General features: G+C 72.1%; 25 protein-coding genes. 13 read left to right on the top strand and 12 right to left on the bottom strand.

Features of this window, described 5'->3' with window-relative positions:
* Positions 1-116: 116 nt before the first annotated feature.
* Together ABT336_RS07695 and ABT336_RS07700 are read left to right on the top strand one after the other, a co-directional pair.
* Complete coding sequence (locus ABT336_RS07695) at positions 117-2,588, top strand: sensor histidine kinase (RefSeq protein WP_350895719.1); 2,472 nt, start codon at positions 117-119, stop codon at positions 2,586-2,588.
* Positions 2,585-3,244, top strand: coding sequence for a response regulator (locus ABT336_RS07700; protein WP_350895720.1), 660 nt, complete (start codon positions 2,585-2,587; stop codon positions 3,242-3,244). The genes ABT336_RS07695 and ABT336_RS07700 overlap by 4 nt, the downstream gene beginning before the upstream one ends.
* Before the next feature lie 88 nt (positions 3,245-3,332).
* Here the strand turns inward: ABT336_RS07700 and ABT336_RS07705 are convergent, their stop codons facing one another.
* From ABT336_RS07705 to ABT336_RS07725, 5 genes are all read right to left on the bottom strand, one after another.
* On the bottom strand, positions 3,333-3,671 hold the full coding sequence (locus ABT336_RS07705) for a hypothetical protein (RefSeq protein ID WP_350895721.1): 339 nt from the start codon (positions 3,669-3,671) through the stop codon (positions 3,333-3,335).
* 464 nt (positions 3,672-4,135) lie between these two features.
* On the bottom strand, positions 4,136-5,167 hold the full coding sequence (locus tag ABT336_RS07710) for an ABC transporter ATP-binding protein (RefSeq protein WP_350895722.1): 1,032 nt from the start codon (positions 5,165-5,167) through the stop codon (positions 4,136-4,138).
* Positions 5,164-6,720: an ABC transporter permease gene (locus ABT336_RS07715; RefSeq protein ID WP_350895753.1), complete on the bottom strand. Its 1,557-nt coding sequence runs from the start codon at positions 6,718-6,720 to the stop codon at positions 5,164-5,166. The genes ABT336_RS07710 and ABT336_RS07715 overlap by 4 nt, the downstream gene beginning before the upstream one ends.
* A gap of 50 nt (positions 6,721-6,770) precedes the next feature.
* Positions 6,771-7,799, bottom strand: a complete 1,029-nt coding sequence (locus tag ABT336_RS07720; protein WP_350895754.1) for an iron ABC transporter substrate-binding protein — start codon at positions 7,797-7,799, stop codon at positions 6,771-6,773.
* 179 nt (positions 7,800-7,978) lie between these two features.
* Positions 7,979-8,362, bottom strand: coding sequence for a hypothetical protein (locus ABT336_RS07725; RefSeq protein WP_350895723.1), 384 nt, complete (start codon positions 8,360-8,362; stop codon positions 7,979-7,981).
* Between the two features lie 352 nt (positions 8,363-8,714).
* Between ABT336_RS07725 and ABT336_RS07730 the strand changes: the two genes are divergently transcribed.
* Positions 8,715-9,290, top strand: coding sequence for an HhH-GPD-type base excision DNA repair protein (locus ABT336_RS07730; RefSeq protein ID WP_350895724.1), 576 nt, complete (start codon positions 8,715-8,717; stop codon positions 9,288-9,290).
* A gap of 59 nt (positions 9,291-9,349) precedes the next feature.
* Here ABT336_RS07730 and ABT336_RS07735 read toward each other — a convergent pair whose 3' ends face one another.
* A complete protein-coding gene (locus ABT336_RS07735) occupies positions 9,350-10,534 on the bottom strand; it encodes a hypothetical protein (RefSeq protein ID WP_350895725.1) in 1,185 nt (394 codons plus the stop codon).
* A 305-nt stretch (positions 10,535-10,839) separates the two neighbouring features.
* On the opposite strand from ABT336_RS07735, the gene ABT336_RS07740 reads away from it, so the two are divergent.
* The gene (locus ABT336_RS07740; protein ID WP_350895726.1) at positions 10,840-11,199 is read left to right on the top strand and encodes a DUF3099 domain-containing protein; all 360 of its coding nucleotides are present in this window, start codon (positions 10,840-10,842) and stop codon (positions 11,197-11,199) included.
* On the opposite strand, the gene ABT336_RS07745 is transcribed toward ABT336_RS07740, so the two are convergent.
* On the bottom strand, positions 11,180-12,097 hold the full coding sequence (locus ABT336_RS07745) for a carbohydrate kinase family protein (RefSeq protein WP_350895727.1): 918 nt from the start codon (positions 12,095-12,097) through the stop codon (positions 11,180-11,182). The genes ABT336_RS07740 and ABT336_RS07745 overlap by 20 nt on opposite strands.
* The gene (locus ABT336_RS07750; protein WP_350895728.1) at positions 12,094-13,029 is read right to left on the bottom strand and encodes a pseudouridine-5'-phosphate glycosidase; all 936 of its coding nucleotides are present in this window, start codon (positions 13,027-13,029) and stop codon (positions 12,094-12,096) included. Before ABT336_RS07750 ends, ABT336_RS07745 begins: the two co-directional genes overlap by 4 nt.
* Before the next feature lie 87 nt (positions 13,030-13,116).
* On the opposite strand from ABT336_RS07750, the gene ABT336_RS07755 reads away from it, so the two are divergent.
* Both ABT336_RS07755 and ABT336_RS07760 read left to right on the top strand, forming a co-directional pair.
* A complete protein-coding gene (locus ABT336_RS07755; RefSeq protein ID WP_350895729.1) occupies positions 13,117-13,335 on the top strand; it encodes a DUF3039 domain-containing protein in 219 nt (72 codons plus the stop codon).
* A gap of 310 nt (positions 13,336-13,645) precedes the next feature.
* The gene (locus ABT336_RS07760; protein ID WP_350895730.1) at positions 13,646-15,379 is read left to right on the top strand and encodes a DEAD/DEAH box helicase; all 1,734 of its coding nucleotides are present in this window, start codon (positions 13,646-13,648) and stop codon (positions 15,377-15,379) included.
* A 199-nt stretch (positions 15,380-15,578) separates the two neighbouring features.
* On the opposite strand, the gene ABT336_RS07765 is transcribed toward ABT336_RS07760, so the two are convergent.
* Both ABT336_RS07765 and ABT336_RS07770 read right to left on the bottom strand, forming a co-directional pair.
* Entirely contained in the window at positions 15,579-15,812 is a 234-nt protein-coding gene (locus ABT336_RS07765) for a DUF7455 domain-containing protein (RefSeq protein WP_350895731.1), read from the bottom strand.
* Between the two features lie 245 nt (positions 15,813-16,057).
* Positions 16,058-17,665, bottom strand: coding sequence for an RNA polymerase sigma factor (locus ABT336_RS07770; protein ID WP_350895732.1), 1,608 nt, complete (start codon positions 17,663-17,665; stop codon positions 16,058-16,060).
* Between the two features lie 287 nt (positions 17,666-17,952).
* On the opposite strand from ABT336_RS07770, the gene ABT336_RS07775 reads away from it, so the two are divergent.
* Positions 17,953-18,771, top strand: coding sequence for an inositol monophosphatase family protein (locus ABT336_RS07775; RefSeq protein ID WP_350895733.1), 819 nt, complete (start codon positions 17,953-17,955; stop codon positions 18,769-18,771).
* A gap of 24 nt (positions 18,772-18,795) precedes the next feature.
* On the opposite strand, the gene ABT336_RS07780 is transcribed toward ABT336_RS07775, so the two are convergent.
* The gene (locus ABT336_RS07780) at positions 18,796-19,311 is read right to left on the bottom strand and encodes a LytR C-terminal domain-containing protein (protein ID WP_350895755.1); all 516 of its coding nucleotides are present in this window, start codon (positions 19,309-19,311) and stop codon (positions 18,796-18,798) included.
* A gap of 432 nt (positions 19,312-19,743) precedes the next feature.
* Between ABT336_RS07780 and ABT336_RS07785 the strand changes: the two genes are divergently transcribed.
* Both ABT336_RS07785 and ABT336_RS07790 read left to right on the top strand, forming a co-directional pair.
* Positions 19,744-20,040, top strand: coding sequence for a DUF4193 domain-containing protein (locus tag ABT336_RS07785; protein ID WP_007075406.1), 297 nt, complete (start codon positions 19,744-19,746; stop codon positions 20,038-20,040).
* A gap of 156 nt (positions 20,041-20,196) precedes the next feature.
* On the top strand, positions 20,197-21,003 hold the full coding sequence (locus ABT336_RS07790; protein ID WP_350895734.1) for a hypothetical protein: 807 nt from the start codon (positions 20,197-20,199) through the stop codon (positions 21,001-21,003).
* A 13-nt stretch (positions 21,004-21,016) separates the two neighbouring features.
* On the opposite strand, the gene ABT336_RS07795 is transcribed toward ABT336_RS07790, so the two are convergent.
* A complete protein-coding gene (locus ABT336_RS07795; RefSeq protein WP_350895735.1) occupies positions 21,017-21,448 on the bottom strand; it encodes a DUF3093 domain-containing protein in 432 nt (143 codons plus the stop codon).
* A 153-nt stretch (positions 21,449-21,601) separates the two neighbouring features.
* Here ABT336_RS07795 and dut point away from each other — a divergent pair, with 153 nt between their 5' ends.
* From dut to ABT336_RS07815, 4 genes are all read left to right on the top strand, one after another.
* Positions 21,602-22,111 carry a dUTP diphosphatase gene (gene dut / locus ABT336_RS07800; RefSeq protein ID WP_350895736.1) on the top strand — a complete coding sequence of 170 codons (510 nt, stop codon included), beginning with the start codon at positions 21,602-21,604 and terminating at the stop codon, positions 22,109-22,111.
* A 25-nt stretch (positions 22,112-22,136) separates the two neighbouring features.
* Complete coding sequence (locus tag ABT336_RS07805) at positions 22,137-22,763, top strand: DUF3710 domain-containing protein (protein WP_350895737.1); 627 nt, start codon at positions 22,137-22,139, stop codon at positions 22,761-22,763.
* Positions 22,764-22,998: 235 nt separating this feature from the next.
* On the top strand, positions 22,999-23,379 hold the full coding sequence (locus ABT336_RS07810; protein WP_350895739.1) for an OB-fold nucleic acid binding domain-containing protein: 381 nt from the start codon (positions 22,999-23,001) through the stop codon (positions 23,377-23,379).
* A gap of 149 nt (positions 23,380-23,528) precedes the next feature.
* A complete protein-coding gene (locus ABT336_RS07815; protein WP_350895756.1) occupies positions 23,529-24,149 on the top strand; it encodes a DUF3159 domain-containing protein in 621 nt (206 codons plus the stop codon).
* Positions 24,150-24,160 lie beyond the last annotated feature (11 nt).

A 24,160-nucleotide genomic window follows, 5' to 3' on the forward strand; every position in this document is an offset into this window, starting at 1 on the left:
GGCGGGTACGCCGAATCGGCGTGCGGGGTGATCCGATACCTGCCCTGGGATGTAGGACACCTCCTGCCGACGGGGGAGGCGCGTGGTGGTGCACTGTTCGTAGGGTCGTACCCGTCATGAATGTCGTGCGTACGTGGTGGCTGCCGGTGGCGCTGGCGGCGGGGCAGCTGTTGCTCTGGCCCGGCCTGCCGGTGTTGCGTGGTGCCCCACCGGCGGCGGTCCCGACGGCGGTCGCCCTGGTGGCGACGGGGGTGACAGCCCTGGCGCTGGGGTGGCGCCGCCGGGCCCCGGTGCCGACCGTCGTGGTGGTGCTGACCGCGTCGGCCGTCGCCCAGCCGACGGTGCCGCCGGACGAGATGTGGCTGCTCGCCGTCGCCGAACTGGTAGCGCTCTTCTCGGTGGCCGTCCACCGCACCGGCCGGACCACCTGGCTCGCGGTGGCGGGTGCCTCCGGCACGGCAGTGGTGGTGCACCTGGTCCGGCTCGGGTCGGGGATGTCCTGGGTCGGCGAGGTGGTGCTCGTCGTCCTCGGCTACCTGCTCGCCGCCGAGCTGGGGCGCAGTCGACGGCGCTGGCTGGCGGGGCGGACGGTGGCGGCGCGTCGACTCGTCGCCGCCGACGACGAGCTGCGACGGGCCGCCGAGGGGGAACGTCACCGGCTGGCCCGGGAACTCCACGACGTCAGCGCCCACCACCTGACCTCGATCGTGGTGACCGTCGGTGCCGCCGAGCGGCTGGCCGGGCGACGACCCGAACTCGTCGGGGAGGCGCTCCGCTTCGCGGCGTCCACCAGCCGGGACACCCTCACCGCGCTGCACCGGCTGGTCGCGGTGATGCGCGACGGCGACCGGGACGTCGACCGTCCCCTGGCGGCCCGACTGGCCGAACTCGCCGACGGGTTCCGCCGCCTCGACCAGCCGGTCCGCCTCGACCTGCACCTCACCGACCTGCCGCCCGCCCTCGCCGAGACGGTCCACGCCCTGGTCCGGGAGGCGTTGACGAACGTCCTGCGGCATGCCCGGGGCGCCGACGTGGAGGTCCGGGTGGCGGTCGACGGTGCCGTGGCGGTGGTCGAGGTCACCGACGACGGCCGGACGACCCCGGGCGTCACCACCGTCGGTGCGGGCCGGGGCATCGTGGGCATGCGGGAGCGGGCCACCGCGCTGGGCGGCACCCTGACCGCCGGTCCCGGCGGCGGTGGTTGGCGGGTCCGGGCGGAGTTGCCGGTCGCCGCCGCCCCGACCCCGGGCCGTCCGACCCGGGGGGCGATCCAACCGTCGTTGCTCACCACCGGACTGGTCGCCACCGCCACGGTGTTGCCGGTCGCCTCGGCGGTGGTGTCGATGGAGACCGAGCCGGAGCTGATCGGTCTGGTGCATCCGGGGCTGCTGGCGCTCGTCGCCCTGCTCTGCGCGGTGCACGCCGCCCCGCTGTTGTGGCGGGTCGAGCGGCCCTGGTGGACCCTTGTCGGGGTCGGCCTGGCCACCACGTTGTGGCCGTTGGCGGCCCTGACGTTCGGGCTGCCGTCGGGGGCCACCTTCGTGCTGCTCATCGCGGTGGTCGTGGAGTTCGCGGCGGTGTACGCCGTCGGGGCGTACGCGCGTCCGGCGGTGAGTTGGCCCGGTGTGCCACTGGCCGCGCTGGCGTTCGTGGGTGGCCTGTTGGGCACCGCTGCGGGCGACGGGTCGCTCGGCGGTGAGCCGGTGAGCGTTCCGGTGGTGCTGTTCATGGTCGCCTTCTTCACGGTGCCGACGACTGTGGCGCTCCTGCCGGCCTGGGGTGTGGGCCTCTGGGTGCGTCGTCGGCGGGGCCTGGTCCTGAGTCGGGAGGGTGGTGCCCTGGCGGCGACCGCCGCCCGGTCGGTGGCGGTCGCCGCCGCCGAACGGGCCCGGATCGCCGAGGGGCTGCGCACCGCAGTCCTCGACCGGGCCGGGCGGCTGGTCACCGTCGCCGACAACGGCCCGCCCGCCGCGATCCTCACGGAGGCGCGGGCCACCCTCGCCGCGATGCGGGAACTCCTCGACGACCTGCGTCCGGACGCGGGTTCCCGGGGGAGCGCCCCGCAGCCGGGGGCCGCTGAGATCGCCGGGCTCTGCGCCATCCGCAGCGGCCCCGGCCGGCGGGTGACGTTCGACGGCCCGGAGACCGTCACCCCGCTGCCCGTCGCCCTGGACACCTCGGTGTACCGGCTGGTGGAGGCGGCGTTGGAGGCCGCCGCCGGGGACGTCGGGGTCCGTCTGCGCGTCGACGACCAGGAGGTACGCCTCGCGATGACCGGCACGAGGATGGACGAGGTGGCGTCGGCCGCCGCGCGGGCCCGGGTCGAGGCCCTGGGCGGGCAGCTCCGGGTCGACCGGGCGGGTCTCCAGGCCCGCCTGCCCGTACCGCTGTCGGTCCGCACCCCCGTCGACACCGAGCCCGCCCACGGTACGGCCGGGACCGTCGAGCCCGCCCCTGCCGGGCCCGACTCGGGTACGGCCGACTCCGCCGAGCCCGACTTCGGTACGGCCGACCCCGCCGGTGCGGTGGCTGCCCCGGTCGACGCCGGGTCGCCCGGAGCCGGTCGGGTCGACGGGGTCCCGGCGTGATCCGGGTGCTGGTGGTGGACGACCAGCCGGTGGTCCGGGCCGGGTTCGCGGCGATCGTCGACGCCGAACCTGACCTGTCAGTGGTCGGTACGGCCGCCGACGGATCCCAGGCCCTGGACCTGGCCGCCCGGACCGCCCCGGACGTGGTACTGATGGACGTCCGGATGCCCGGGATGGACGGGTTGACCGCCACCGCCCGGCTCACCGCCGAACCGGCGGGCCCCCGGGTCCTGGTACTGACCACGTTCGACCTGGACGCCTACGTCTTCCAGGCGCTACGCGCCGGGGCGTCCGGGTTCCTGCTCAAGGACGCCCAGCCGGAGGAGTTGCTCACCGCGATCCGGGTGGTGTCCGCCGGGGAGGGGCTGCTCGCCCCGACTGTGACCCGGCGACTGATCGACGCCTTCGCCACCGGCACCCTCGCCCCGCCGACCGAACCCGCCGAACTGTCCGACCTGACCCTGCGCGAGCGGGAGGTCTTCACCCGCCTGGCCGCCGGCCTGACGAACGCCGAGATCGGCGCCCAGTTGGGGGTGGCCACCGGGACGGTGAAGGCCCACGTCAACGCCCTGCTCGCCAAGCTCGGCGTCCGGGACCGGGTGCAGGCCACCATCCTCGCGTACGACATGGGTCTGGCCCGCCCCCGGCCGCGCTGACTGCGACCCTCGTTCCGGGCACCTGCGGGCGGGCAGATCGGGGTGCCCCCGGCCGCACGGTACCGGTGCGGCCGGGGAGCACGGGGTCCTACAGGGAGCGCTGTGCCCCACGGCCCTGTGCCGAGCCGGGCTGGTGGTGGTGCTCCACCGGGGGGGTCGAGGATCGGCTCGGTCGATGGACGTCGGGGGAGGTGTTGGGAGGTGCGCTCCCCGTCGACGGCAGGGATGCCTGGGCCGCGAACGACACCTGTGACTTGGCCGGGATCGACGGGGGGCGGAGCTGGCTCTTCTGCATCCGCTCCCACAGCCCCTTGATCTCCTTGTCGGACGAGGGGTCGGGACCACTGGGCGGCGTCAGCTGCGCGGTATCGAAGTTGGTCGGGTACTTCGCAGGGTGGTGAAATGCCTTGAGTACTCCGTTGTTCACCCGCTGTCGTACACTTTCGGTCAACTCCCGTCTGGCCGGTGTGGACAGAGGGTCTCCTGCGAGCTGTTCCCACCTGGCGAGGTCGGTCCGGGCGTTCGCGTTCCGTGAGAGGGCGACCTGGCTGCTGGGTGGCGTGCTGTCGAATACTGCGCGGACATTCGGGTCGAGCGCATTCCTGAGACGGGCTACGTTTGCCCAGTCCTCGTCGGTCGCCGGGATGTGGTCCAAGGGGCTGCTCCGATCTGGGGTGATCTTGGCCCGCTGTGTGGTCGGTGGCCTGTCGGTTACCGAGTGTCAGGCCGCCCGGCGGGCATGGTTCTCCCTGTTACGGCAGGCTGCCACCCTCGGTTCAATCGACGGCAGTCTTTTTTTCGTGATCTGTCGTTTACCGAGAGTGAGGTGCCGTCTGCCCCCGCGCCGACAACGACCGATCGGGGAACCGCACCGACCGGAGGCGGGGTTCCTCAGGCGGGCCAGGCGCGGGCGGTGCCGTCGACCCGGACCATCACGTCGGTGCCGACCGGGGCGGCCGTCGCGTCGTCGAGGATCCGGGCGGTGATCCTGGTCCCGTCGGTCAACCGGAGTCCGACGAGCGCGTCGTGGCCGTGGAAGTCGTGGCGGAGCACCGTCGCCGACACGGTGTCCGGGCGTGCGGAGGGCACGATGCGTACCTGCTCCGGGCGGACCAGGACGGTGACCCGGCCCGACGCGGCGGTCCCGGCGACCGGGATCGGACCCAGCGCCGTACGGGCCTGACCGGACTCGACGACCGCGTCGAGCAGGACCGCGTCGCCGACGAAACCGGCGACCCACGGGTCGGCGGGTGACCGGTAGACAGCCGTCGGGGTGTCGGCCTGGACGACCTGCCCGGACCGCAGGACCACTACCCGGTCGGCCACCGACAGGGCCTCCCCCTGGTCGTGGGTGACCAGGACGCCTGTCGCCCCGTCGGCCCGCAGCGCCTCCCGGATGTCCTGGCGGAGTCCGGCCCGCAACCCGGCGTCGAGGGCGCTGAACGGTTCGTCGAGCAGGACCAGCGACGGCCGGGGCGCCAACGCCCGAGCCACCGCCACCCGCTGCTGCTGTCCTCCGGAGAGCTGGTGCGGCATCCGGTCGCCGTACCCGGCCAGGCCGACCAGGGTGAGGACCTCCTCGACCCGGGCACCGCGTCGGGCCGCCCGGTCCAGGCCGTACCCGATGTTGGCGGCGACGCTCAGGTGCGGGAAGAGCGCCCCCTCCTGCGGGACCACGGCGATGCGGCGTCGGTGCGCCGGCAGGTGTCGGCCGCCGCCGGCCACCGGTCGCCCGTCGAGCGTGATCTCCCCGGCGTCGAGCCGTTCGAAACCGGCCAGACAGCGCAGCAGCGTGGTCTTGCCGCACCCGGAGGGACCCAGGACCGCCGTCAGCTCCCCGGCCGGGACGGTGAGGTCGACCCCGTCCAGTGCCGTCACCCGGCCGTACCGCTTCACGACCCCGGTCAACACGACCTGACTCATCGGCGTTCCTCCTTGTCGAGCAGACCGCTGCGGGCGACGAGCAGCCAGGTGGGCAGCGCCGAGATGGCCACCAGCAGCGCCGCGTACGGGGTCGCGGCGGCGTACGCCCCGACCGCCGTGTTGGTCCACAACTGGGTGGCAAGGGTGTCGGTGCCGGTGGGGCGCAACAGCAGGGTGGCGGGAAGTTCCTTCATGCCGGTGAGGAAGACCAGTGCGGCACCCGCGCCGATCCCCGGCAGGGTCAGGGGGAGGGTGACGGTCCGCAGCACACTCCAGGGCCCCTTCCCCAGGGAGCGTGCCACCTCCTCCAGGCCCGGCGGGGCCTGGGCGGCGGCCCCGGCCACCGAACCCACTGCCAACGGCAGGAAGAGAGCGGCGTACGCGAGCGCCAGCAGCCAGGTGGTCTGGTAGAGCGGGTACGCGACGTTGATCCCGAAGAAGATCAGCGACAGTCCGACCACCACCCCGGGAAGGGCGTGCGAGATGTACGCCATCCGGTCCAGGACGGTGGTCAACGGCCCGGGAGCGCGAGCGACGAGCAGCCCCAGGGGCAGGGCCAGGAGCATTGTCAGGGCCGCCCCGGCCGAGGCCAGGACCAGGGAGTTCCCGGCGGCGGCGGCCACCTCGGTCAACGCCCCGGGTCGGGACACCCCGGCGAGCAGCCGCCGGGCCAGGCTGACCGCCGGGACACCCAGGGCCAGGGCGGCGACAGCGAGGAGGGCGGCGAGGGCAGGCCACCGGGCCGCGCCCAACCGGAGTCGGGCGGCGGGTCGCCGGGCACCGCCGAGCCGGGCGTACCGGGCACCCCGTCGACGGGTGACCGTCTCACCGGTCAGCAACAGCACCGTCAGCAGCACCAGCACACAGGACAGCACCAGCGCCCCGGTCCGGTCGAAACCCAGGTCGAAGGCGACGAAGATGGCCCTGGTGAACGTGTCGGTGCGCAGGATCGCCACCGCGCCGAAGTCGGAGAGCACGTAGAGCGCGACGAGCAACGCCCCGGCGGCGGTGGCCGGGCGGATCTGGCGCAACGTCACCTGCGTGAACGTCTGCCAACCACCGCGACCCAGCGACCGGGACACCTCCTCCTGCGCCGGGTCCGCTCCGCGCAGGGCGGCGGCGACAGGCAGGAAGACGTACGGGTACGAGCAGAGCGTCAACACCAGCGCCGCCGGCCAGAACCCCTCCAGCGCGTCGACCAGGGAGACCCAGGAGAAGGCGGCGATGTAGGTCGGCACGGCCAGCGGAAGCGCGGCGAGCACCGCGAACGCCCGCCGGGCGGGCAGGTCCGTCCGGGTGACCAGGTACGCCGAACCGACACCGAGCAGCACACAGGCGGTGGTCACCACGGCGGCCAGTCCGAGGCTGCGCAGGGCCAGCGAGGCGACCCGTACCGTCCACACCTCCGCCACGATCCGGTCCAGTCCGGCCTCGACGGTGCGTACCCCGAGGTAGGTCAGGGGGATGGTGGCCACGGCGACCGCCGCGGTCGAGGCCGCGAGCAGCGCCGGCCGGGGAGCCAGCCGCCGGACCCCCGCCGGTACGCCGGACAGGGCCGGGCCGCGTCTGCGGTCCGGCCCTGGTCGGGCGTGCGTCGGGGTGGTCAGGGCACGAGCCCCGATTCCTTGATCAGTGCCACCGTGGAGTCCAGCTTGTCCAGGTCGTTCAGGTCGATCTGGGGCACCTGGAGGTCGGCCAGGGTCGGCACCCCGGCCGGTCCGGTGACGCCCTCGACGACCGGGTACTCGAAGGTCTGTTCGGCGAAGTAGGTCTGCGCCTCGGAACCGAGCAGGTAGTCGACGAAGGCCTGGGCGTTCGGGTTGTCTGCGGCCCGCTTCAGCACGCCCACCCCGGCGACGTTGACCAGGCCACCGGTGTCGCCACCGGGGAAGTAGTGCAGCTTGGCCTTGAGCCCGTCGATCGTGGTCCCCTGCTCCTTGGCGATCTCGCCGAGGTAGTAGTGGTTGACCAGGCCGACCGGGATGGTGCCGGCGAGGACGTCCTCCAGGATCTTGCCGTTGCCGTCGCGGATCTGCGGGTCGTTGGCCTTCATCCCGGCCAGGAACTCCTTGGCCCGGGCCTCACCGTGCTGCACGGTGATCGCGGTGACGAACGCCTGGAAGGAGGCGTTGGTCGGGGCGAGGCCGACCTTGCCCTTCCACGCCGGGTCGGTCAGGTCGAACACCGACTTCGGCAGCTCCGCCTCGGTCACCTGGTCGGCGTGGTAGACCAGGACCCGGGCCCGGGCGCTGACCCCGACCCAGTGCCCGTTGCCGGCCCGGTAGGTGGTGGGCACCTTGTCGGTGGTGGCTGCCGGGAGGGTGGTGAACATCTCCTGCTTGGAGACGGTGCCGAGGGCACCGGCGTCCTGGGCCAGGAACACGTCGGCGGGGGAGCGGTCACCCTCCTCCACCAGCTGGGCGGCGAGCTGCGCGGTGTTGGCGTAGCGGGCGTTGACGGTGATCCCGGTCTGCTGGGTGAACTTCTCCAGCAGGGGCTTGATCAACTGCTCGTTGCGTCCGCTGTAGACGGTGATCTGCTTGTCGCCGGCGTCGCCGGATCCGGCTTCGGTGGACTCGTCACCGGAGCCGCAGGCGACCAGACCTGCCGAGAGCACTCCGAGGGCGAGCATGGCCGCAGTGGATCTGCGGAGGTTGATGGACACGGTGCGGAACCCCTTCTGCCTGCTCCCGGGAGATGTGAACCCGGCGGACGGTGCTAGAAGTTAGCACAGCCTAACCTCAACTTGACCAGCCCGCATGTGGGGCGGAGGTCACGTCGCCGGTTCGTCGGGGTGCCCGATCCCGGCCGTCACAGGGTGCGCTGGCGCTTCGCGTCGGCCGCCCGGGTGGTCGTCGGCACGTCGGTGGCCGACCGTTTGGGCGGGCGGGCCAGGGGCCCGCCCGATCCCGATCCGAGGTGCATCGCCGCCGCCGTCGCGGGCGCCATGGCCCGCCCACCCGTCGGCAGCGCTGCGGCCTTCGCCTGGAGCAGGCTCGCGACGCGCTCGGTGACGGCCGTGTTCAGGGCCTCGGTGCTCGCCATCACCAGTTTTCGGGTGGCCTGGACGTCCGCCTGGCTGGTGCTCAACCCGCGGGCAGCGGCCAGGTCGACGAGGTGCGACTCTGCGGATGTCGCGGGCTTCGCCCCGTTCTCCAGGTAGCTGCCCACCGGGTCCAGGTCCTTCGCGAGCATCACGACGTGGTCGGGGTTCCGGTAGGTCCCGCCGTGCCGGCTCGGAGAGGCTCCGCTGAAATCCTGTCATGGTGTCCCGGTCGAGGAACCTGTTCAAATCTTCGAGGTGCTGCTTCGGTGTGAGAGGGACGGTCATGGTCGGGTGATCCTTTCCGGTGGGTCCGCAGGCATGCCCGGTCCACTCCAAGCCGGTGGTGGCGCGGGCATGCCCGGTCTACGGCGGTCGACCCGACCCAGTTCGACCCGACCACTACCGGGAATCTCACAGCGCGCGCCCTCGGTTCACCCCGGATCACCCCGCTGGTCGGCGCAGGTCCGCCGGTGTACCTGTCGGGTACGGCATGATCAGGGCATGGCTCTCTCCCTCCCGATCGACCCGGCCGCCAACGATCTGCTGAACCGGGATCCGCTGGCCCTCCTGGTCGGGATGACCCTGGACCAGCAGATCCCGCTCGAGAAGGCGTTCACCTCGCCGTACGTGCTGACCCAGCGGCTCGGTCACGAGCCAGACGCCCGGGAGCTGGCCGAACACGACCCCGAGGCGCTGATCACCGTCTTCGCCACCCCGCCTGCCCTGCACCGGTTCCCCAAGGCGATGGCCACCCGGGTGCAGGAGGTGTGTCGGGTGCTCGTCGACCGGTACGACGGTGACCCGGCCGGGCTCTGGACCGGCGTCACCGACGGGCGGGAACTGCTGGCCCGCATCGCCGACCTGCCCGGCTTCGGCAGGCAGAAGGCGCAGATCTTCCTCGCCCTGCTCGGCAAGCGGTACGGCGTCACCCCACCGGGTTGGCGGGAGGCGGCCGGTGGCTACGGGGACCCGGACGCGTACCGGTCGGTGGCCGACATCGTCGACGGCGAGTCGCTGCGCCAGGTCCGCGAATACAAGAAGCAGGCGAAGGCGGAGGCCAAGGCTGCCAGAGGGTGAGCCGCCGGTCTCCTCGTCGCCCCCACTGTGGGGTCGCCTACCGGAGGGCGCGGTGGGGGCTACCGCCGGGCTGAGTTCCCGGGACCGGGTGCGCCGTCGCGCAGCGGCTGTGCGGTGGAGGCGGCGACGTGCTGCGGTGCACCAGGCGCGAGTGGCCGGGTGCCGTTCGGGATCGGACCGGAGGGTGGGGGGTAGTACAGCGACCGCGCCTGCGCCTGCTGGGCGGTGAAGGTGGTCGCGATCGTGTCCGCCGCCGGTGGTCGGGCTGCCAGGTCGGCACGTACGGCCTGGTTGAGTTCCCACCGGGCGCTGTCCTGGTCGTTCTTCAACCGATTTACCTGGTAGGCGGTGGCATGTCGACCTGCGGCCGTCGTCTCGGCCACGATGGTCGGCTGCCTCCGAGGGTCAGGTTCTCTCCGGTCTGCCGAATAGGTGTAAGTGTTGCTGGTCTTCGGGGGGGTGTACACCAGCATGTCCGTGTCGACGATCCCGGTGTCCGGGTCGGTGTGGAATTCGGCTTTCTCCTGCGGAACCTGATCGAGGACCGTGTCCCGGATCCGGTTCTGGTGATTGAGGTCGATCGTCGACCTCAGCAGGCCGTGGATCCGGTGGATCTCCCGGCGGGCGAGCTGGTCACCCGCCTCGGGAGGCAACTGGTGGAAGAGTCGCTGGTTCTCCGGGGTCAGCTGTGCAGCCATCAGCCGGCTCTCCGGACTGGCCGGCGCGGGCGACCTCACGCCGTCGAGAGCTGTTGTCACCCGGTCGTTCACGTTGGTCCAGAGATCGACGAAGCGTGACTTGAGACGCTCCATCGCTTCCTCGCTGGCGTGCCTTCCCTCGTTGATCTGGCCGGCGATGAAGAGGGTCTCCTGCTGCGACAGGGTGCCGTGTCCCTTGCCGGCGTAGCTCTGCTGCTGCCCGTTCTGCGGGTCGGCGAAGTAGACCAGTAGGTCGTTGTGGGTGCCGTCGAGGTGGTTCCCGTACCAGTAGGCCTGCCCCTGGTCGGCCTGACCCATGGCCGTCGACCGAATCCGTTCGTGCCGGCTGAGCTCGTCCTCGACGACCTGCAGATAACCGAAGTTGGCGGCTGTAGATTCGATGATCTGTTGCTGCCGTTCCGGGGGGAGCCCGGCGAGTAGCCGGCGATTCTCGTCGGTGAGGTGGTCGGTGAAACGGCCGGCGTCCGGTGTGAGCCGGGGTGCCGTAGCCTCGCCGGCCAGGTGTCCGTCCGGGTTGGGTGGCATCGGTGTCCGTCCTTTCGAAGGGGTTCGCCAGGCGCTCTGGCGCTGTCGGGTACGGCTGGGCCCGGTCCGGACAGTGGCGGAGAGGCCGAGTCGATCGGGCTCGGGTCGGGGTCGGCGACACTGCTGCCTCCCCCGTCCAGAGACCCCGCCACGGCCTTGCGGACCGGGAACCGGCTCTACGGGGCGGGTCTACCTCCGGTTCAACCACCCCTTTGCCGCGACGGCGTGACGGTGGGCACCAGGCGGGTGGGGCCCCAGACCTGGTCGCGGTGTCACAATGGGTGAGTTCGGAGTCGAGGAGGCCAGTGGTGAAGCGTCAGGCGTACGAGCCGATCCTGATCACCGACGCCCCACGCAGTCAGGACGACCAGCTCACCAGTCGGCAGAAGCAGTACCTGGTGATGATGCTGTTCCGGGTGGCCTGCGTGGTGATCGGCGCGGTCCTGGTCATGGTCGGGGTGCCCCTGCTCTGGCTCTGGTTGTCGCTCTGCGCCGTCGGCATGGTGCTGCTGCCCTGGCTGGCCGTCCTGATCGCGAACGACCGGCCGCCCAAGGAGGAACACCGGCTGGTCAACCGGTTCCGGGCGCGCCAACGGGAGGAGACCCCGCAGCCTGTCATCACCGCTGCGGAGCACCCTCACAAGATCATCGACGCGGAGGACTGACCTGCGGCGGACGGGCACCCGCCGTCGTCACCGCCGCCGCACCCAACTCACCGGCGTGTCGAAGCGCAGTCGCCGGTGCCGCCCCGTCCAGCCAGGCGGCGAGGAGTCCGGCGGCGAAGGCGTCCCCGGCCCCGGTGGCGTCCACAACGGGGACCAGGCGGGCGGGAGCCACCTCCACCGTCTGCTCCCGGTCGACCCAGAGGGCGCCCGAACCGCCCCGTTTCAGCACCACCCGACGGACCCGCTCGACCAGGAACCGGGCCTGCCGGGCGGGCTCCCCGGTTCCCGCGAGCACTGCCGCCTCGTCCGCGTTGACAAGCAGCAGGTCGACGTCGCGTACCCAGTCCAGGAAGGCCGTCGGCCCGACCTGCCGCAGCGGGGCGGCGGAGGCCGCGTCGACGCTGATCGTCAGTCCCCGGCCCCGGGCCGTCGCCAGCGCCCGCAGCCCGGCCGGACGGGACCCCTCGTCCAGCAGGGGATACCCGGACAGGTGCAGGTGGCAGGCGTCGGCGGCGGACGTGATCACCGTCTGCACGTGCTCCGGGGTGAGTCGGAGGTTCGCCCCCCGCTCGGTGATCATGGTGCGTTCGCCCTCGGCGGCCAGCACGATCACAGTGCCGGTGGCGGTCCCCTCCTGCTCGGCCAGGGCACAGTCCACCCCGCCCCGGGCGAGCTCGGCAACGCGTTCCCGGCCGGCGTCGTCGTCGCCCACCGCGCCGACCAGGGTCACCGGGCGACCCCGGCCGGCCAGCCAGGCGGCGGTGTTGGCGGCCTGACCACCCCCGGTGACCCGGATCGCCGCCGGGGTGTCCGAGCCGGGTGCCACCGGCCCGGCCAGCACCGCGACCACGTCGGTGACGACGTCCCCGACGACCAGGACCCGTCCGGGACCGGTCACGCCGCCGAGGGGGTACGGCGGGCTGCGGCGGCGACCGCGATCCGGGCGGCGAGGTCGGCGTTGCGCAGGATGATCCGGATGTTCACCGCCAGGCTGGCCCCCTCGGTGGCGGAGTGGAAGTGGGACAGCAGGAACGGGGTGACGGCCTTGCCGGTGATCCCGTCCCGGGCCAGCATCGCCAGACCGTCGGCGAGGGTCCGGTCGTGCAGGTCCGGGTCGAGCTGCTCCTCGGTGGGCAGCGGGTTCGCCACGAGCAACCCGCCGTGGTGCACCCCCTGTCCGTCGCGGGCGGCGATCACGTCGGCCACCTGCGTCGGGGACTCCACCGACCAGTCGAGGTCGAACCCGCCGTCGGTGACGAAGAAGCCGGGGAACCGGCGGGTCCGGTAGCCGACGACGCCGACTCCGAGGGTCTCCAACCGTTCCAGCGTCGCGCCGACGTCGAGGATCGACTTCACACCGGCGCAGACCACCGTGATCGGGGTCCGGGCCAGGGTGATCAGGTCGGCCGACTCGTCGAAGGTCTGGGCCGCCTCCCGGTGCACACCGCCGAGCCCTCCGGTGGCGAACACCCCGATCCCGGCGGCTGCGGCCACCGCGCTGGTCGCGGCGACCGTGGTGGCGCCGTCCGCGCCGGTCGCCGCCGCCACCGCCAGGTCGCGTACGGAGAGTTTGGCCACACCGTCGGCGGTGGCGAGCCGGGTCAACTGGTCGTCGTCGAGTCCGGCGACCAGCTCCCCGCCGATCAGACCGATCGTCGCCGGCACCGCGCCGGCCTCCCGTACGGCCTGCTCGATCTGCCGGGCGACCGTCAGGTTCTGCGGTCGGGGGAGGCCGTGGGAGACGATGGTGCTCTCCAGGGCGACCACCGGTCGCCCGGTCCGTAGCGCCTCGGCCACCTCGGCCCCGAATCGGATGTGAAAGTCGGTCATTTTAGGTACGTTACGGGCCGCACCCGGGCCGCCCACGGTGGACCGGGCCGGAGTGACCTGCAAAACTGGAAAGTTGGAGGTGTCATCATGAGCACTCAGATCCTTGAGCGTCCGGAGCAGAAGGACGCCGATACCGGCCCCGAAATGTTCCACTACGTCCGCAAAGAGAAGATTGCCGAGAGTGCCGTCATGGGCACCTTCGTCATCGCACTCTGCGGCGAGACCTTCCCGGTGACGAAGTCGGCCAAGCCCGGCTCGCCGGTCTGCCCGAAGTGCAAGGAGATCTACGACTCCTGGGGCGAGTAGCGCGGGGCGGCCCGTCGCGGCCGCCCACCTGATCCCTTCCGTGGTGACCACCTCCACCACCCTCCACCGGTGGCCGTCCGTCCGCCGGTGGCACCCCCACGGCGACCCCTGGCGGCCCCCGCCCGGCGGGTCCCCCTCCTCGGCCTCGACGCTGCCGCCCGGTCGGTCTCGACCGGCGGCGTGGCGGCGCGTGGGCGCCGAGACGGGCGCTGGTTATGCTGAGTCGGCCTTCGCGGCACCCGATGCGCGAGGGTCTTTTCATGGGCGGTGGCACCCGTGGCCGCCGGACGCGGTCGGAAGGAGCGTGCACGTGGCTGCCCGGTTGCCGGCGATCGAGACGTTCCCGGCGCTGCGTGCCTGGCAGCGCAAGGCGCTCTTCACGTACCTGCGGGGCCGGTCCGAGGACTTCACCGCCGTCGCCACCCCCGGCGCCGGCAAGACCACCTTCGCCCTGCGGATCGCCGCCGAACTCCTCGCCGACGGCACCGTCGACGCGGTCACAGTGGTCGCCCCCACCGAGCACCTCAAGACCCAGTGGGCGCTCGCGGCGGCCCGGGTCGGCATCCAGCTCGACGCCGCCTTCCGCAACGCGGACCTGCACTCCTCGGCCGACTTCCACGGGGCGGTGGTCACCTACGCCCAGGTCGGCATGGCCCCGCAGGTCCACCGCCGGCGCACCATGACCCGACGGACCCTCGTCGTCCTCGACGAGATCCACCACGCCGGGGACTCCAAGTCCTGGGGGGACGGGGTCAAGGCCGCGTTCGAGCCCGCCGTACGCCGCCTGATGCTCACCGGGACGCCGTTCCGCTCCGACGACAACCCGATCCCCTTCGTCGAGTACGAACGCGGCGGCGACGGCCTCCTGCGCTCCCGCGCCGACGCCACCTACGGGTACGCCGACGCGCTCCGCGACGGGGTGGTCCGGCCGGTGCTGTTCCTGGCGTACTCCGGGGAGACCCGGTGGCGGACCAACGCCGGCGACGAACTCTCGGCCCGCCTCGGTGAGCCGATGACGCAGGACCTCATCGCCCAGGCGTGGCGGACCGCCCTGGACCCGGCCGGGGACTGGATGCCGCAGGTGTTGCGGGCCGCCGACGCCCGACTGACCGTGCTGCGCAATGCGGGGATGGGGGACGCCGGCGGTCTGGTCATCGCCAGCGACCAGCAGGCCGCCCGCTCGTACGCCAGGCTGTTGGAGCAGGTGACCGGCGAGCGGGCCGTGGTGGTCCTCTCCGACGACGACGGGGCCTCGGCCCGGATCGCCACCTTCGCCACCTCCGAGCAGCGCTGGATGGTGGCGGTGCGGATGGTCTCCGAGGGGGTCGACATCCCCCGTCTCGCCGTCGGTGTCTACGCGACGAGCGCCAGCACCCCGCTCTACTTCGCCCAGGCGATCGGGCGGTTCGTGCGCGCCCGGCAGCCGGGGGAGAGCGCCTCGGTCTTCCTGCCCAGCGTGCCGCACCTGCTCGACCTGGCCAGCCAGATGGAGGCCTCCCGGGACCACGTGCTGGGCAAGCCGAAGGACCGCGAGGGCTTCGACGACGACCTGCTGGAGCGCGCCCAGCGTGACGAACAGGCCAGCGGCGAACTGGAGAAGCGGTACGCCGCGCTCTCCGCCACCGCCGAACTCGACCAGGTGATCTTCGACGGGGCGTCCTTCGGTACCGCCGCCCAGGCCGGCACCCCCGAGGAGGAGGAGTATCTGGGCCTCCCCGGTCTGCTCACCTCGGACCAGGTCACCCTGCTGCTCAGCAAGCGGCAGGCCGATCAGGTCGCCGCACAGCGTCGCCGTACCGCCGGGCAGCCCGCTGAGCCGGCCCCTGCGGCCTCGGCGGCCCCTGCCGTACCGATGAGTGCCGCCCAGCGTCGGGTGGCCCTCCGGCGCCAACTGAACGCTCTGGTGGCCGCTCGACACCACCGCACGGGTCTGCCCCACGGCAAGATCCACGCGGAGCTGCGCCGGCGCTGCGGCGGACCACCCAGCGCCCAGGCGACGATCGAGCAGTTGGAGGAGCGGATCGCCACCGTGCAGTCCCTCTGACCCGCCCGGCCCCACCCCCGGTACGCCCCACCCCGTGACGCCGTCCTGCCCGTGACGCAGCCTTGGTCACGTCGGTGTGGGGGCGGTGTCGCACCTCGACGTGGTCCTGCCCCGATGGGCCCGCCCGCCCTGGATACCCGAAAGCCGACCGGAGGCGTCCATGGGACGCCTCCGGTCGGCTATGTCGGGTTTCGGGGGGTCAGTTCGAGATCAGGTCGGCACCCCGCCAGCTGAACTCGGGATCTGCCGAGTACCGAACGGTGATCTTGACTAGATCCTCGGCGTACTTGTTGGCGTGGTGTCCACAGAACACCAACTCGCTTCCACCTGCCAGAGTGATCCGGAGCTTGCCGGCAGCATTGCAGCGGTCGCACCGTTCATCGGCGGCCGGGGGGCTCACCGTCTCGGGCGGCGGCGTGAGGGTCGGGTTCATCGCCTTCCTCCTCTGGTCGTCACCGATGAACAAACTCTTCGGTCGTTGCTCACCAATCGTGCAACACCCGGGTGGGATGATGCCTTCCCTGTGTGCCCCCGGGGGACCGAGGTCACACATGGCAGACACAGTGTGCCGTGCACCAAGGGTGCCACGTCAACGATCACGAACGTACAACCGCCCCATCACCATTCGGCGTTGTACGCGTGGCGACCAAAACGACACCCTCGGTTGACGCGGCAGGGTCAGTCCAGGTAATCCCGCAGGACCTGGGAACGGGACGGGTGGCGCAGTTTGGACATGGTCTTTGACTCGATCTGCCGGATCCGTTCCCGGGTCACCCCGTACACCTGGCCGATCTCGTCCAGGGTACGCGGTTGCCCGTCGGTCAGCCCGAACCGGAGCCTGACCACGCCGGCCTCCCGCTCGGAGAGCGTCTGCAGGACCTGCTGCAACTGGTCCTGTAGCAGCGAGAAGGAGACCGCGTCGACGGCGACCACCGCCTCGGAGTCCTCGATGAAGTCACCGAGCTGGCTGTCGCCCTCGTCGCCGATGGTCTGGTCCAGCGAGATGGGCTCCCGGGCGTACTGCTGGATCTCCAGCACCTTCTCCGGTGTGATGTCCATCTCCTTGGCCAGCTCCTCCGGGGTGGGCTCGCGGCCCAGATCCTGAAGCAGCTCGCGCTGGATACGGCCGAGCTTGTTGATCACCTCGACCATGTGCACCGGGATGCGGATGGTGCGGGCCTGGTCGGCCATGGCCCGGGTGATGGCCTGCCGGATCCACCAGGTGGCGTAGGTGGAGAACTTGTAGCCCTTGGTGTAGTCGAACTTCTCGACCGCCCGGATGAGGCCGAGGTTGCCCTCCTGGATCAGGTCGAGGAAGGCCATGCCACGGCCGGTGTACCGCTTGGCCAGCGAGACCACCAGCCGGAGGTTGGCCTCCAGCAGGTGGTTCTTGGCCCGCTCACCGTCGCGGGAGATCCAGAGCAGATCCCGCTGCATGTCCCGGACGAGCTTCTCCTCGCCCTCGTCGGCCGCGCGCAGCCGCTCGGCGGCGTAGAGGCCCGCCTCGATCCGCTTGGCGAGCTCCACCTCCTGCTCGGCGTTGAGCAGCGGAACCTTGCCGATCTGCTTGAGGTACGCCCGGACCGAGTCGGCGGAGGCGGTCAGCTCGGCGTCCCGCCGGGCCTGCTTGAGCGCCTCGGACTCCTCGTCGTCCCACTCGAAGTCGTTGTCCCGTGCCGAGCGGGCCGCGTCGGCCTCGGCGGCCCGGGTCAGCTCGGCCGGCTCCTCGACCACCACGTCCTCGATCTCGGCGGCGAGCTCCTCCGGGTCGATTTCACCCTCGGCCCCCTCACCCTTGGCCTTACCTGCGGCCTTGGTGGGCTTGCCGGTCGCGGCGGCCACCGTCGCCTTGGTGGCCCGGGACTTGGTGGCCCGGGCCGGGCCGGCGGCCTTGGCGGCGACCTCGCCGGTGGTGGTGGCGGTCTTGCGACCGGCCGCCTTCCGGGGAGCCGGAGCCGGGGCCTCCTCGCCACCGGCGGCCTGCTTGGGGGCGGGCGCGGCGGCCTTGCGGGTGGTCTTGGCGGTGGTGGCCCGGGACGCCGGGGTGGCCGACCGGGCCGCCGCGACCCGACGTCGGGTGCTGGCGGAGCCGTCCACGACCACTGTCACTCCCGCTTCGGAGAGAGCCCGCAGAATCTTCTTGGCCTGGGTCGGAGTCACCTCAGCGGCCTCGACAGTGCGCGCGAGCTGAGCCGAGGTCAACTGGCCGCCGGCGGTCTGCGCATGCGCGATCAGCGTGTCGGTGAGCGAGCGTACGTCGGCACCGATGTGGCGGGGTTCTGTCACGAATGACCTTCCGGAGGCGAAGAGCGAGCACGGCCGGGTCGTCTGGCACAGGATGGAGCCCCGCGCTAAACGATGTGGTTGAGGAACCCCCGTGTCCCGGGCCGGCCGGTCGTTGGCGGTCCGTGGCGCGTGGGCAGGGATGAATTGTAACGCCGTCTGCGGCGATCATCCTGCGCCGCACGGCGTCGTCGGCGGTTGGGACCACCGATTGGGCCCAGATGTGGACTTTGTAAGGATGATACGCGCGCGACGACGGAACGTCCCAGTCGTGCAGGAAGGGGACGAAGATGCCTTTGCCGCCGTCGTCACGGCAGTTGCTGGACATCGCTGTCGAGGTGGCCCGGAAGGCCGCCGAGACCGCACACCGGATGCGCGTCGACGGGGTGTCGACGGTGGCCACCAAGAGCACCGACACCGACGTGGTCACCGCCGCCGACCGGGCGGTGGAGCGCCAGGTGGTCGACGCGCTGCGCCGGCTGCGCCCCACCGACGCCGTGCTCGGCGAGGAGTACGGCGCGGGCGACACCCCCACTGCCGGACCCGGCGGGGTGCGGTGGATCATCGATCCGATCGACGGGACCGTCAACTACCTGTACGGGCTGCCGTACTGCGCGGTGTCGCTGGCCGCCGAGGTCGACGGCGAGGTGGTCGCGGGGGTGGTCCGCAACGTGGTCACCGGTGACGAGTGGACCGCCACCGCCGGGGGCGGCGCGTACCGGGACGGGGTGCGGCTGCACTGCTCCACCCAGACGGACCTGGGTCAGGCGCTGGTCGCCACCGGGTTCGGCTACGACCCGGCCCGCCGGTCGCACCAGGCCCGGGTGGTCGCCGAACTGATCCCGCACGTCCGCGACATCCGTCGGATGGGGGCGGCGTCGCTGGACATGTGCCTGGCCGCCGAGGGACGCCTCGACGCGTACTTCGAGAAGGGGCTGGCCCCCTGGGACATCGCCGCCGGTGGGCTGGTCGCCGCCGAGGCGGGGCTGCGGGTGACCGGGCTGCGGGGACTGCCACCCGGGCCGGACCTGCTCCTGGCCGTGCCGCCGGCGCTCTTCGAGCCCCTGCACGACCGCCTGGCCGACCTGGACGCCTCCGGCGGCCCCTGAGGACCGCCGGGGGCGTCGACGCGGCTACTTGCCGACCGGCATCGGGCAGGTGCCCTGCGGTGCGACGGGGGAACCCAGGTCACCGAGGGACTGGTTGACCTCCGTGGTGGTGGCCAGCTGCTGGAAACCGGTGCCGAGGACCACGTCGACGGTGTCCTCCTCGCGCTCCGGGTCGAAGGCCAGCTCCGCGTTGTTGAGGAAGTACGCCCGCAGCAGGTGGGCCGAGCCGACGCCCTCGGGTCCGTACCGCAGGACGGCGACCTCGTCGACGGCCTTCTTCTCGTTGGCGACCTTCTTCACCTGGAACTTGCGGTTGCCGAAGTCGTCGGCGGTGGTCCGGGCCCGGCCGGCCTCGTCGGTGGCGTTCAACACATTGATCTTGACGTCTTTCGGCTCCCGGAGGGTCACGTCGGCCAGCGGCCAACCCTCCGGGCAGCCCCCGCTGGCGCCGGCGTTGCGCTGGGTGTCGCGGACCACCGCGACCGCCACGAAGACCAGGGCGAAGACCGCCAACAGGCCGACGACGACGAGTGCTCGCACTCGCGCAAAGCTCATCCGGGCGCTCCCTGGACATGGTGGGTGGCAGCGACATCGGCGGCGTGTCGGTCCGCCGGCCGCCGAGTACGCCGCTGAGGTTAGCGGTTGTCCGACCGTCGCGTGGAAACAGTCGGACATGACGGCGCGCCACCTCGGAACCGGGTACTACTACCCCTATCTTCGTGTCGCCTGAGTCACATTGGGAACAACTTCTCGGCCTGGGGCGTACATCTCTGCCACGAGGGCGGTATACATGCCTCGCCCACGAGGGGGGTAAGGTACCGCGCTCGCTGGGGGAAGTTCCTCGGCGGCCCGGGCGCGACCGTCGTCGAGTCGGGTGACCGACACGTGACGGTGGCCGGCCAGCGGAACCGAAACAGCGTCGTCCGGCGTTACAACCGGAAGCGACATCATCGAAATGGGAGAGTGAAACCGATGGCCACCGACTACGACGCCCCGCGTCGCGACGAGGTCGACCTCGGCGAGGACAGCCTCGAGGAACTCAAGGCCCGGCGGGTCGACTCACAGTCCGGCGCCGTGGACGTCGACGAGGCCGAGGTGGCCGAGAGTTTCGAGCTGCCCGGCGCCGATCTCGCGGACGAGGAACTCACCGTCAAGGTGCTACCGATGCAGCAGGACGAGTTCCGTTGTGCTCGCTGTTTCCTCGTGCATCACCGCAGTCAGCTCGCGGTCGAGCGGAACGGTGAGTTGATCTGCCGCGAGTGCGTATGACCGCCCCACGGGTGCCGGGTTCGCCGGGTGCCCGTGTGCCGGCGGCGGCCTTCTGAACGGGTCGCCGCCGGAGCTGCCGTGCGCCGGTGGCCGGTACCTGCTTGACTCGCAGTGGGGGATGTCCCCCGTCGCAGACGTCACGCGGGAGGTCGGACAGTGAGTGAGCCAGGCAACGGACCCGCGACGGGGCAGCCCGAGCCGCACGAGCTGGGTGAGACCGTCGCCGCACTGACCGCCGACGACCTGGAGCCGGCCAAGCGTCGGCAACTGCTGTCCCGACTCGTCGGGCAGAGCCGCAGTCGGGGGCGGCTCTCCGACCTGTTCAAACCACGGGCCGCCCTCAGGTGGATGACCGAGACGGTGGCCGAGGTGGCTCCGCACATCCCGATCCGGGACCTGGCCACCCTGCGCCGGCACTACCCCGGCCTCGACGGCGACCAGCTGGCCGAGCGGCTGGTCCGTAACGCGTCCCGTGCCACGGCCGGCGTCGGTGCCGCCGGGGGCGGCGTCGCGGCGGTCCAGTGGACCGTCACCCCGACCCTGCTCTCCGCCCCCGTCCTGCTGGCCGCCGAGACGGTGGCGGTGGTCTCGATCGAGCTGAAACTCGCCGGTGAGCTGCACGAGGTGTACGGCGTTCCACTGCCGACCGGCGGCACGCAGAAGACCGTGGCGTTGATCCAGGCGTGGGCCGGGCAGCGGGGGGTCAACCCGATGATGCCCGGCGTGGGGGTGGGCGCGGTGCTCGGCACTGCGGCCCGCAAGGAACTCCAGCACACGCTGCTCAAGCGTTTCGGCCGCAACCTCACCGCCCTCGGGCCGTTCCTCACCGGTGCGGCGGTGGCCAGCTACCTGAACCGGCGGGCCACCCGCTCCCTGGGCGAGCAGCTCAGCGCCGACCTGCGCGAGCAGCGACGGCAGCTGCCGACCCTGCCGCCCACCATCGGGCCGCGCATCACGCCCTGACTCCGGCGGACCGTCAGTCGGCGTCGCGGGCGGCCAGGATCGCCTCGGCCAGCTCGACCGGGCGGCGGGTGCTCACCACCCAGAACGGGGTGGGGTCGTCCGGGTCGTCGAGCACGACCTGGACGGCCGGGCCGATCCAGGGCCGCTGCACCACGAAGGCGAGGGGGTCCGCCCCGACCCCGAGCGCCTCCCGCCGACCCGCCACGTCAAGCGGCACGACGTCGGCGACGAAGCGGACCGGCAGCCGGGCGTCGTCGACGAGGAGTTCGCCGTCGTGGACCCGTACCCGGATCCGGCCGAGCCACCAGAGCCCCCCGACCGCGCCGGGCACCAGCACGGCGAAGGGCAGCCAGGCGCGTACTCCGGGGGCGCCCATCCAGACCTCGGCCGCGAGCAGGGCGGCGGCGGACAGTCCGGCCAGCCACAGCCACCAGGGCAGGGTCATGCGTTCGGTGTACCCGGGGGGCGCCGTCGTGGGGCGGGCCGTCGACGACGAGGATGGCGACACACTCACAGTCCGAGGGTACGGCGCACTCCGGCGTACCGACCGGGCAGGATGGCAGGGACACCCCGTGAGCGGACGGAAGAGGAGGACCGTGTGACCGACGTCGTACCCGTGCCGGTGCGTCAGCTCGACGACCAGCTGCCGTTGCCGACGTACGCACACCCCGGGGACGCCGGGGCGGACCTGGTGGCTGCGGTGGACGTGGAGCTGCCCCCGGGCGACCGTGCCCTGGTGCCCACCGGCGTGGCGATCGAGCTGCCCGAGGGGTACGTGGGTCTGGTCCATCCCCGTTCCGGACTCGCCGCCCGGCTCGGCGTGACCGTGCTCAACGCACCCGGTACGGTCGACGCCGGCTACCGAGGTGAGATCATGGTCAGCCTGATCAATCACGATCGTGAGCGACCGGCGAAGATCTCCCGAGGCGACCGGATCGCGCAGCTCCTCGTGCAGCGGGTGGCGCGGGCGGAGTTCCGACCGGTGTCGGAGCTGTCCGCCACCCGACGGGGCACCGGTGGGCACGGTTCGACAGGCGGACACGCCGGGCTCGTCGGACCCGTGGAGGCGGACCGGGCGGGCGGACGGACGGAAGAGGTGGCAGGGTGAGTGCGAACAGCGGAGGGTGGGCGCAGTGATCTTCTCCCGTAAGCGGGCCCGTGCAGAGCAGACCGAGGTCCTGGACAGCCTCGACGGCGGTGACCAGGCCGCCGTGGAGCCGGCCCGTGGCCCGTACGACGTCTCCGAGGCGCCCGACGGCGTGCAGCGGCTCGACCTGGGCAGCCTGCACATCCCGGCGGTGCCCGAGGTCGAGGTCCGGGTGCAGGCCGACCCCCAGGGCGTGGTGCAGCAGGTCGTCCTGGTCCACGGTGACAACGCCCTGCAGCTGGGAGTCTTCGCCGCACCCCGGTCCGAGGGCATCTGGGACGAGGTGCGCGAGGAGATCCGCAAGTCGTTGTTCAACGACGGGGCCGCCGCGCAGGAGATCCAGGGCGACCACGGCATCGAGTTGCAGGCCCGGGTGCGGACCCAGGACGGCCTGACCGACCTGCGGTTCGTCGGGATCGACGGGCCGCGCTGGATGGTGCGGGGTGTCTACCAGGGGGCCGTCGCCACCGACCCCTCGGCGTCCGGCCCGCTGACCGAGTGCCTCGACGGGCTCGTGGTGGACCGGGGCCAGGAGGCCAAGCCGGTCCGGGAGCCGCTCCCGCTGCGGCTGCCCCGCGAGGCGGCCGCCGACGGCGACCAGACCGACGCCTGACCCGTTCGTGAACCGCGCCGCCCGGCGGGCGGCGCGGTTCGTGGTGTCTCGTGGTGGTGCCGCCACCTCGCCGGGTCGGGTTCCGCGGCGACGAGGTGGCCGGCTCCGCGCCCCGACGGCGTACGCTGGCGGGACGGTCCCGGACTTCTCCGGGCGCGACTGCGGGGAAGCCGGTCGGGAGGGATCCCGACGGGTGGCACCGGGTGTCGTTCGGGTGGAAGGTGACGCGCAGGTCATGAGGACCGACGAGAGCCGGGTGTCGCTGCGGCGGATGCTGCGCCGGTTCACCGCGACCGAGGCCGAGATCGAGGCGCAGGAGCTGCTCCGGGAGAGCGCCCAGTGCGGCGGCGTACCGGCCGGTCAGTGCCGCCGAGGTCAGGTGGTCTCGGTGTCGGGGCGGCTGCGGACGGTGGTCTACACCCCCCGGACCAACCTTCCCACCCTGGAGGCGGACCTCTACGACGGAAGTGACGTGGTGACGCTGGTCTGGCTGGGCCGCCGCCACATCGTCGGGATCGAACCGGGTCGCCACCTGACCGCCCGTGGCCGGGTGGCGTTGCGCGACGGCCGGAAGGTCATCTACAACCCGTACTACGAACTGGAGCCGATCAGGTGACGGCGGGACACGGCGAGGTGGAGGACCTGTCGACGGCGGTGCCGGCGCGGGGAGCGGGTCCGGCGGTGGAGGCCCCACGTCGGGCGGACGGGTCGGCGACGTCGGCCGGGACGTCAGCCGCCCCGGGGGGTCCGGGCGACGACGAGCCGCTGCCCAGCATGGCCGAGCAGATGGCCGACCAGCTCGGTGGCTGGCGGGGGCTGGTCGAGTCCAGCATCCCGGTGGTCGTCTTCGTCGTGGCCAACATCCTCGGCGAACTCCGCCCCGCGGTGATCGCCTCGGTGACGGTGGCGCTGCTCATCGCCGGGTTGCGGCTGGCCCAACGTCGGCCGGTCCGACACGCCGTCAACGGCCTGTTCGGTGTCGCCATCGGGGCCGCCATCGCCTGGCGGACCGGTGAGGAACGCGACTTCTACCTACCGGGGATCCTCTACGGCATCGGGTACGGTTTCGCCCTGCTGATCTCGGCGGCGGTCCGCCAACCCCTGGTGGGTTGGATCTGGTCGGTGCTGGTGGCCGGGGGGAAGTCGCAGTGGCGGCAGGACCCGAAGCTGGTCCGGACCTTCACCTGGTTGACCGTCCTGTGGGGGGTGGTCTGGTTGGCCAAGGTGGGTGTCCAGGCCGGGCTCTACCTCGCCCAACAGGACACCGCACTGGGCGTGGCGCGGTTGGCGTTGGGCTATCCGCCGTACGTGCTGCTGCTGTTGATCACGGTCTGGACGGTCCGGCGGGCCACCGGGGAGGAACCGGAGCGGGTGCCGACCGGCTGAGCGGCCGACCG

This window comes from Micromonospora sp. NPDC000207 (genome assembly GCF_040300925.1).
In the GTDB taxonomy this organism is placed as follows: Bacteria; Actinomycetota; Actinomycetes; order Mycobacteriales; family Micromonosporaceae; genus Micromonospora.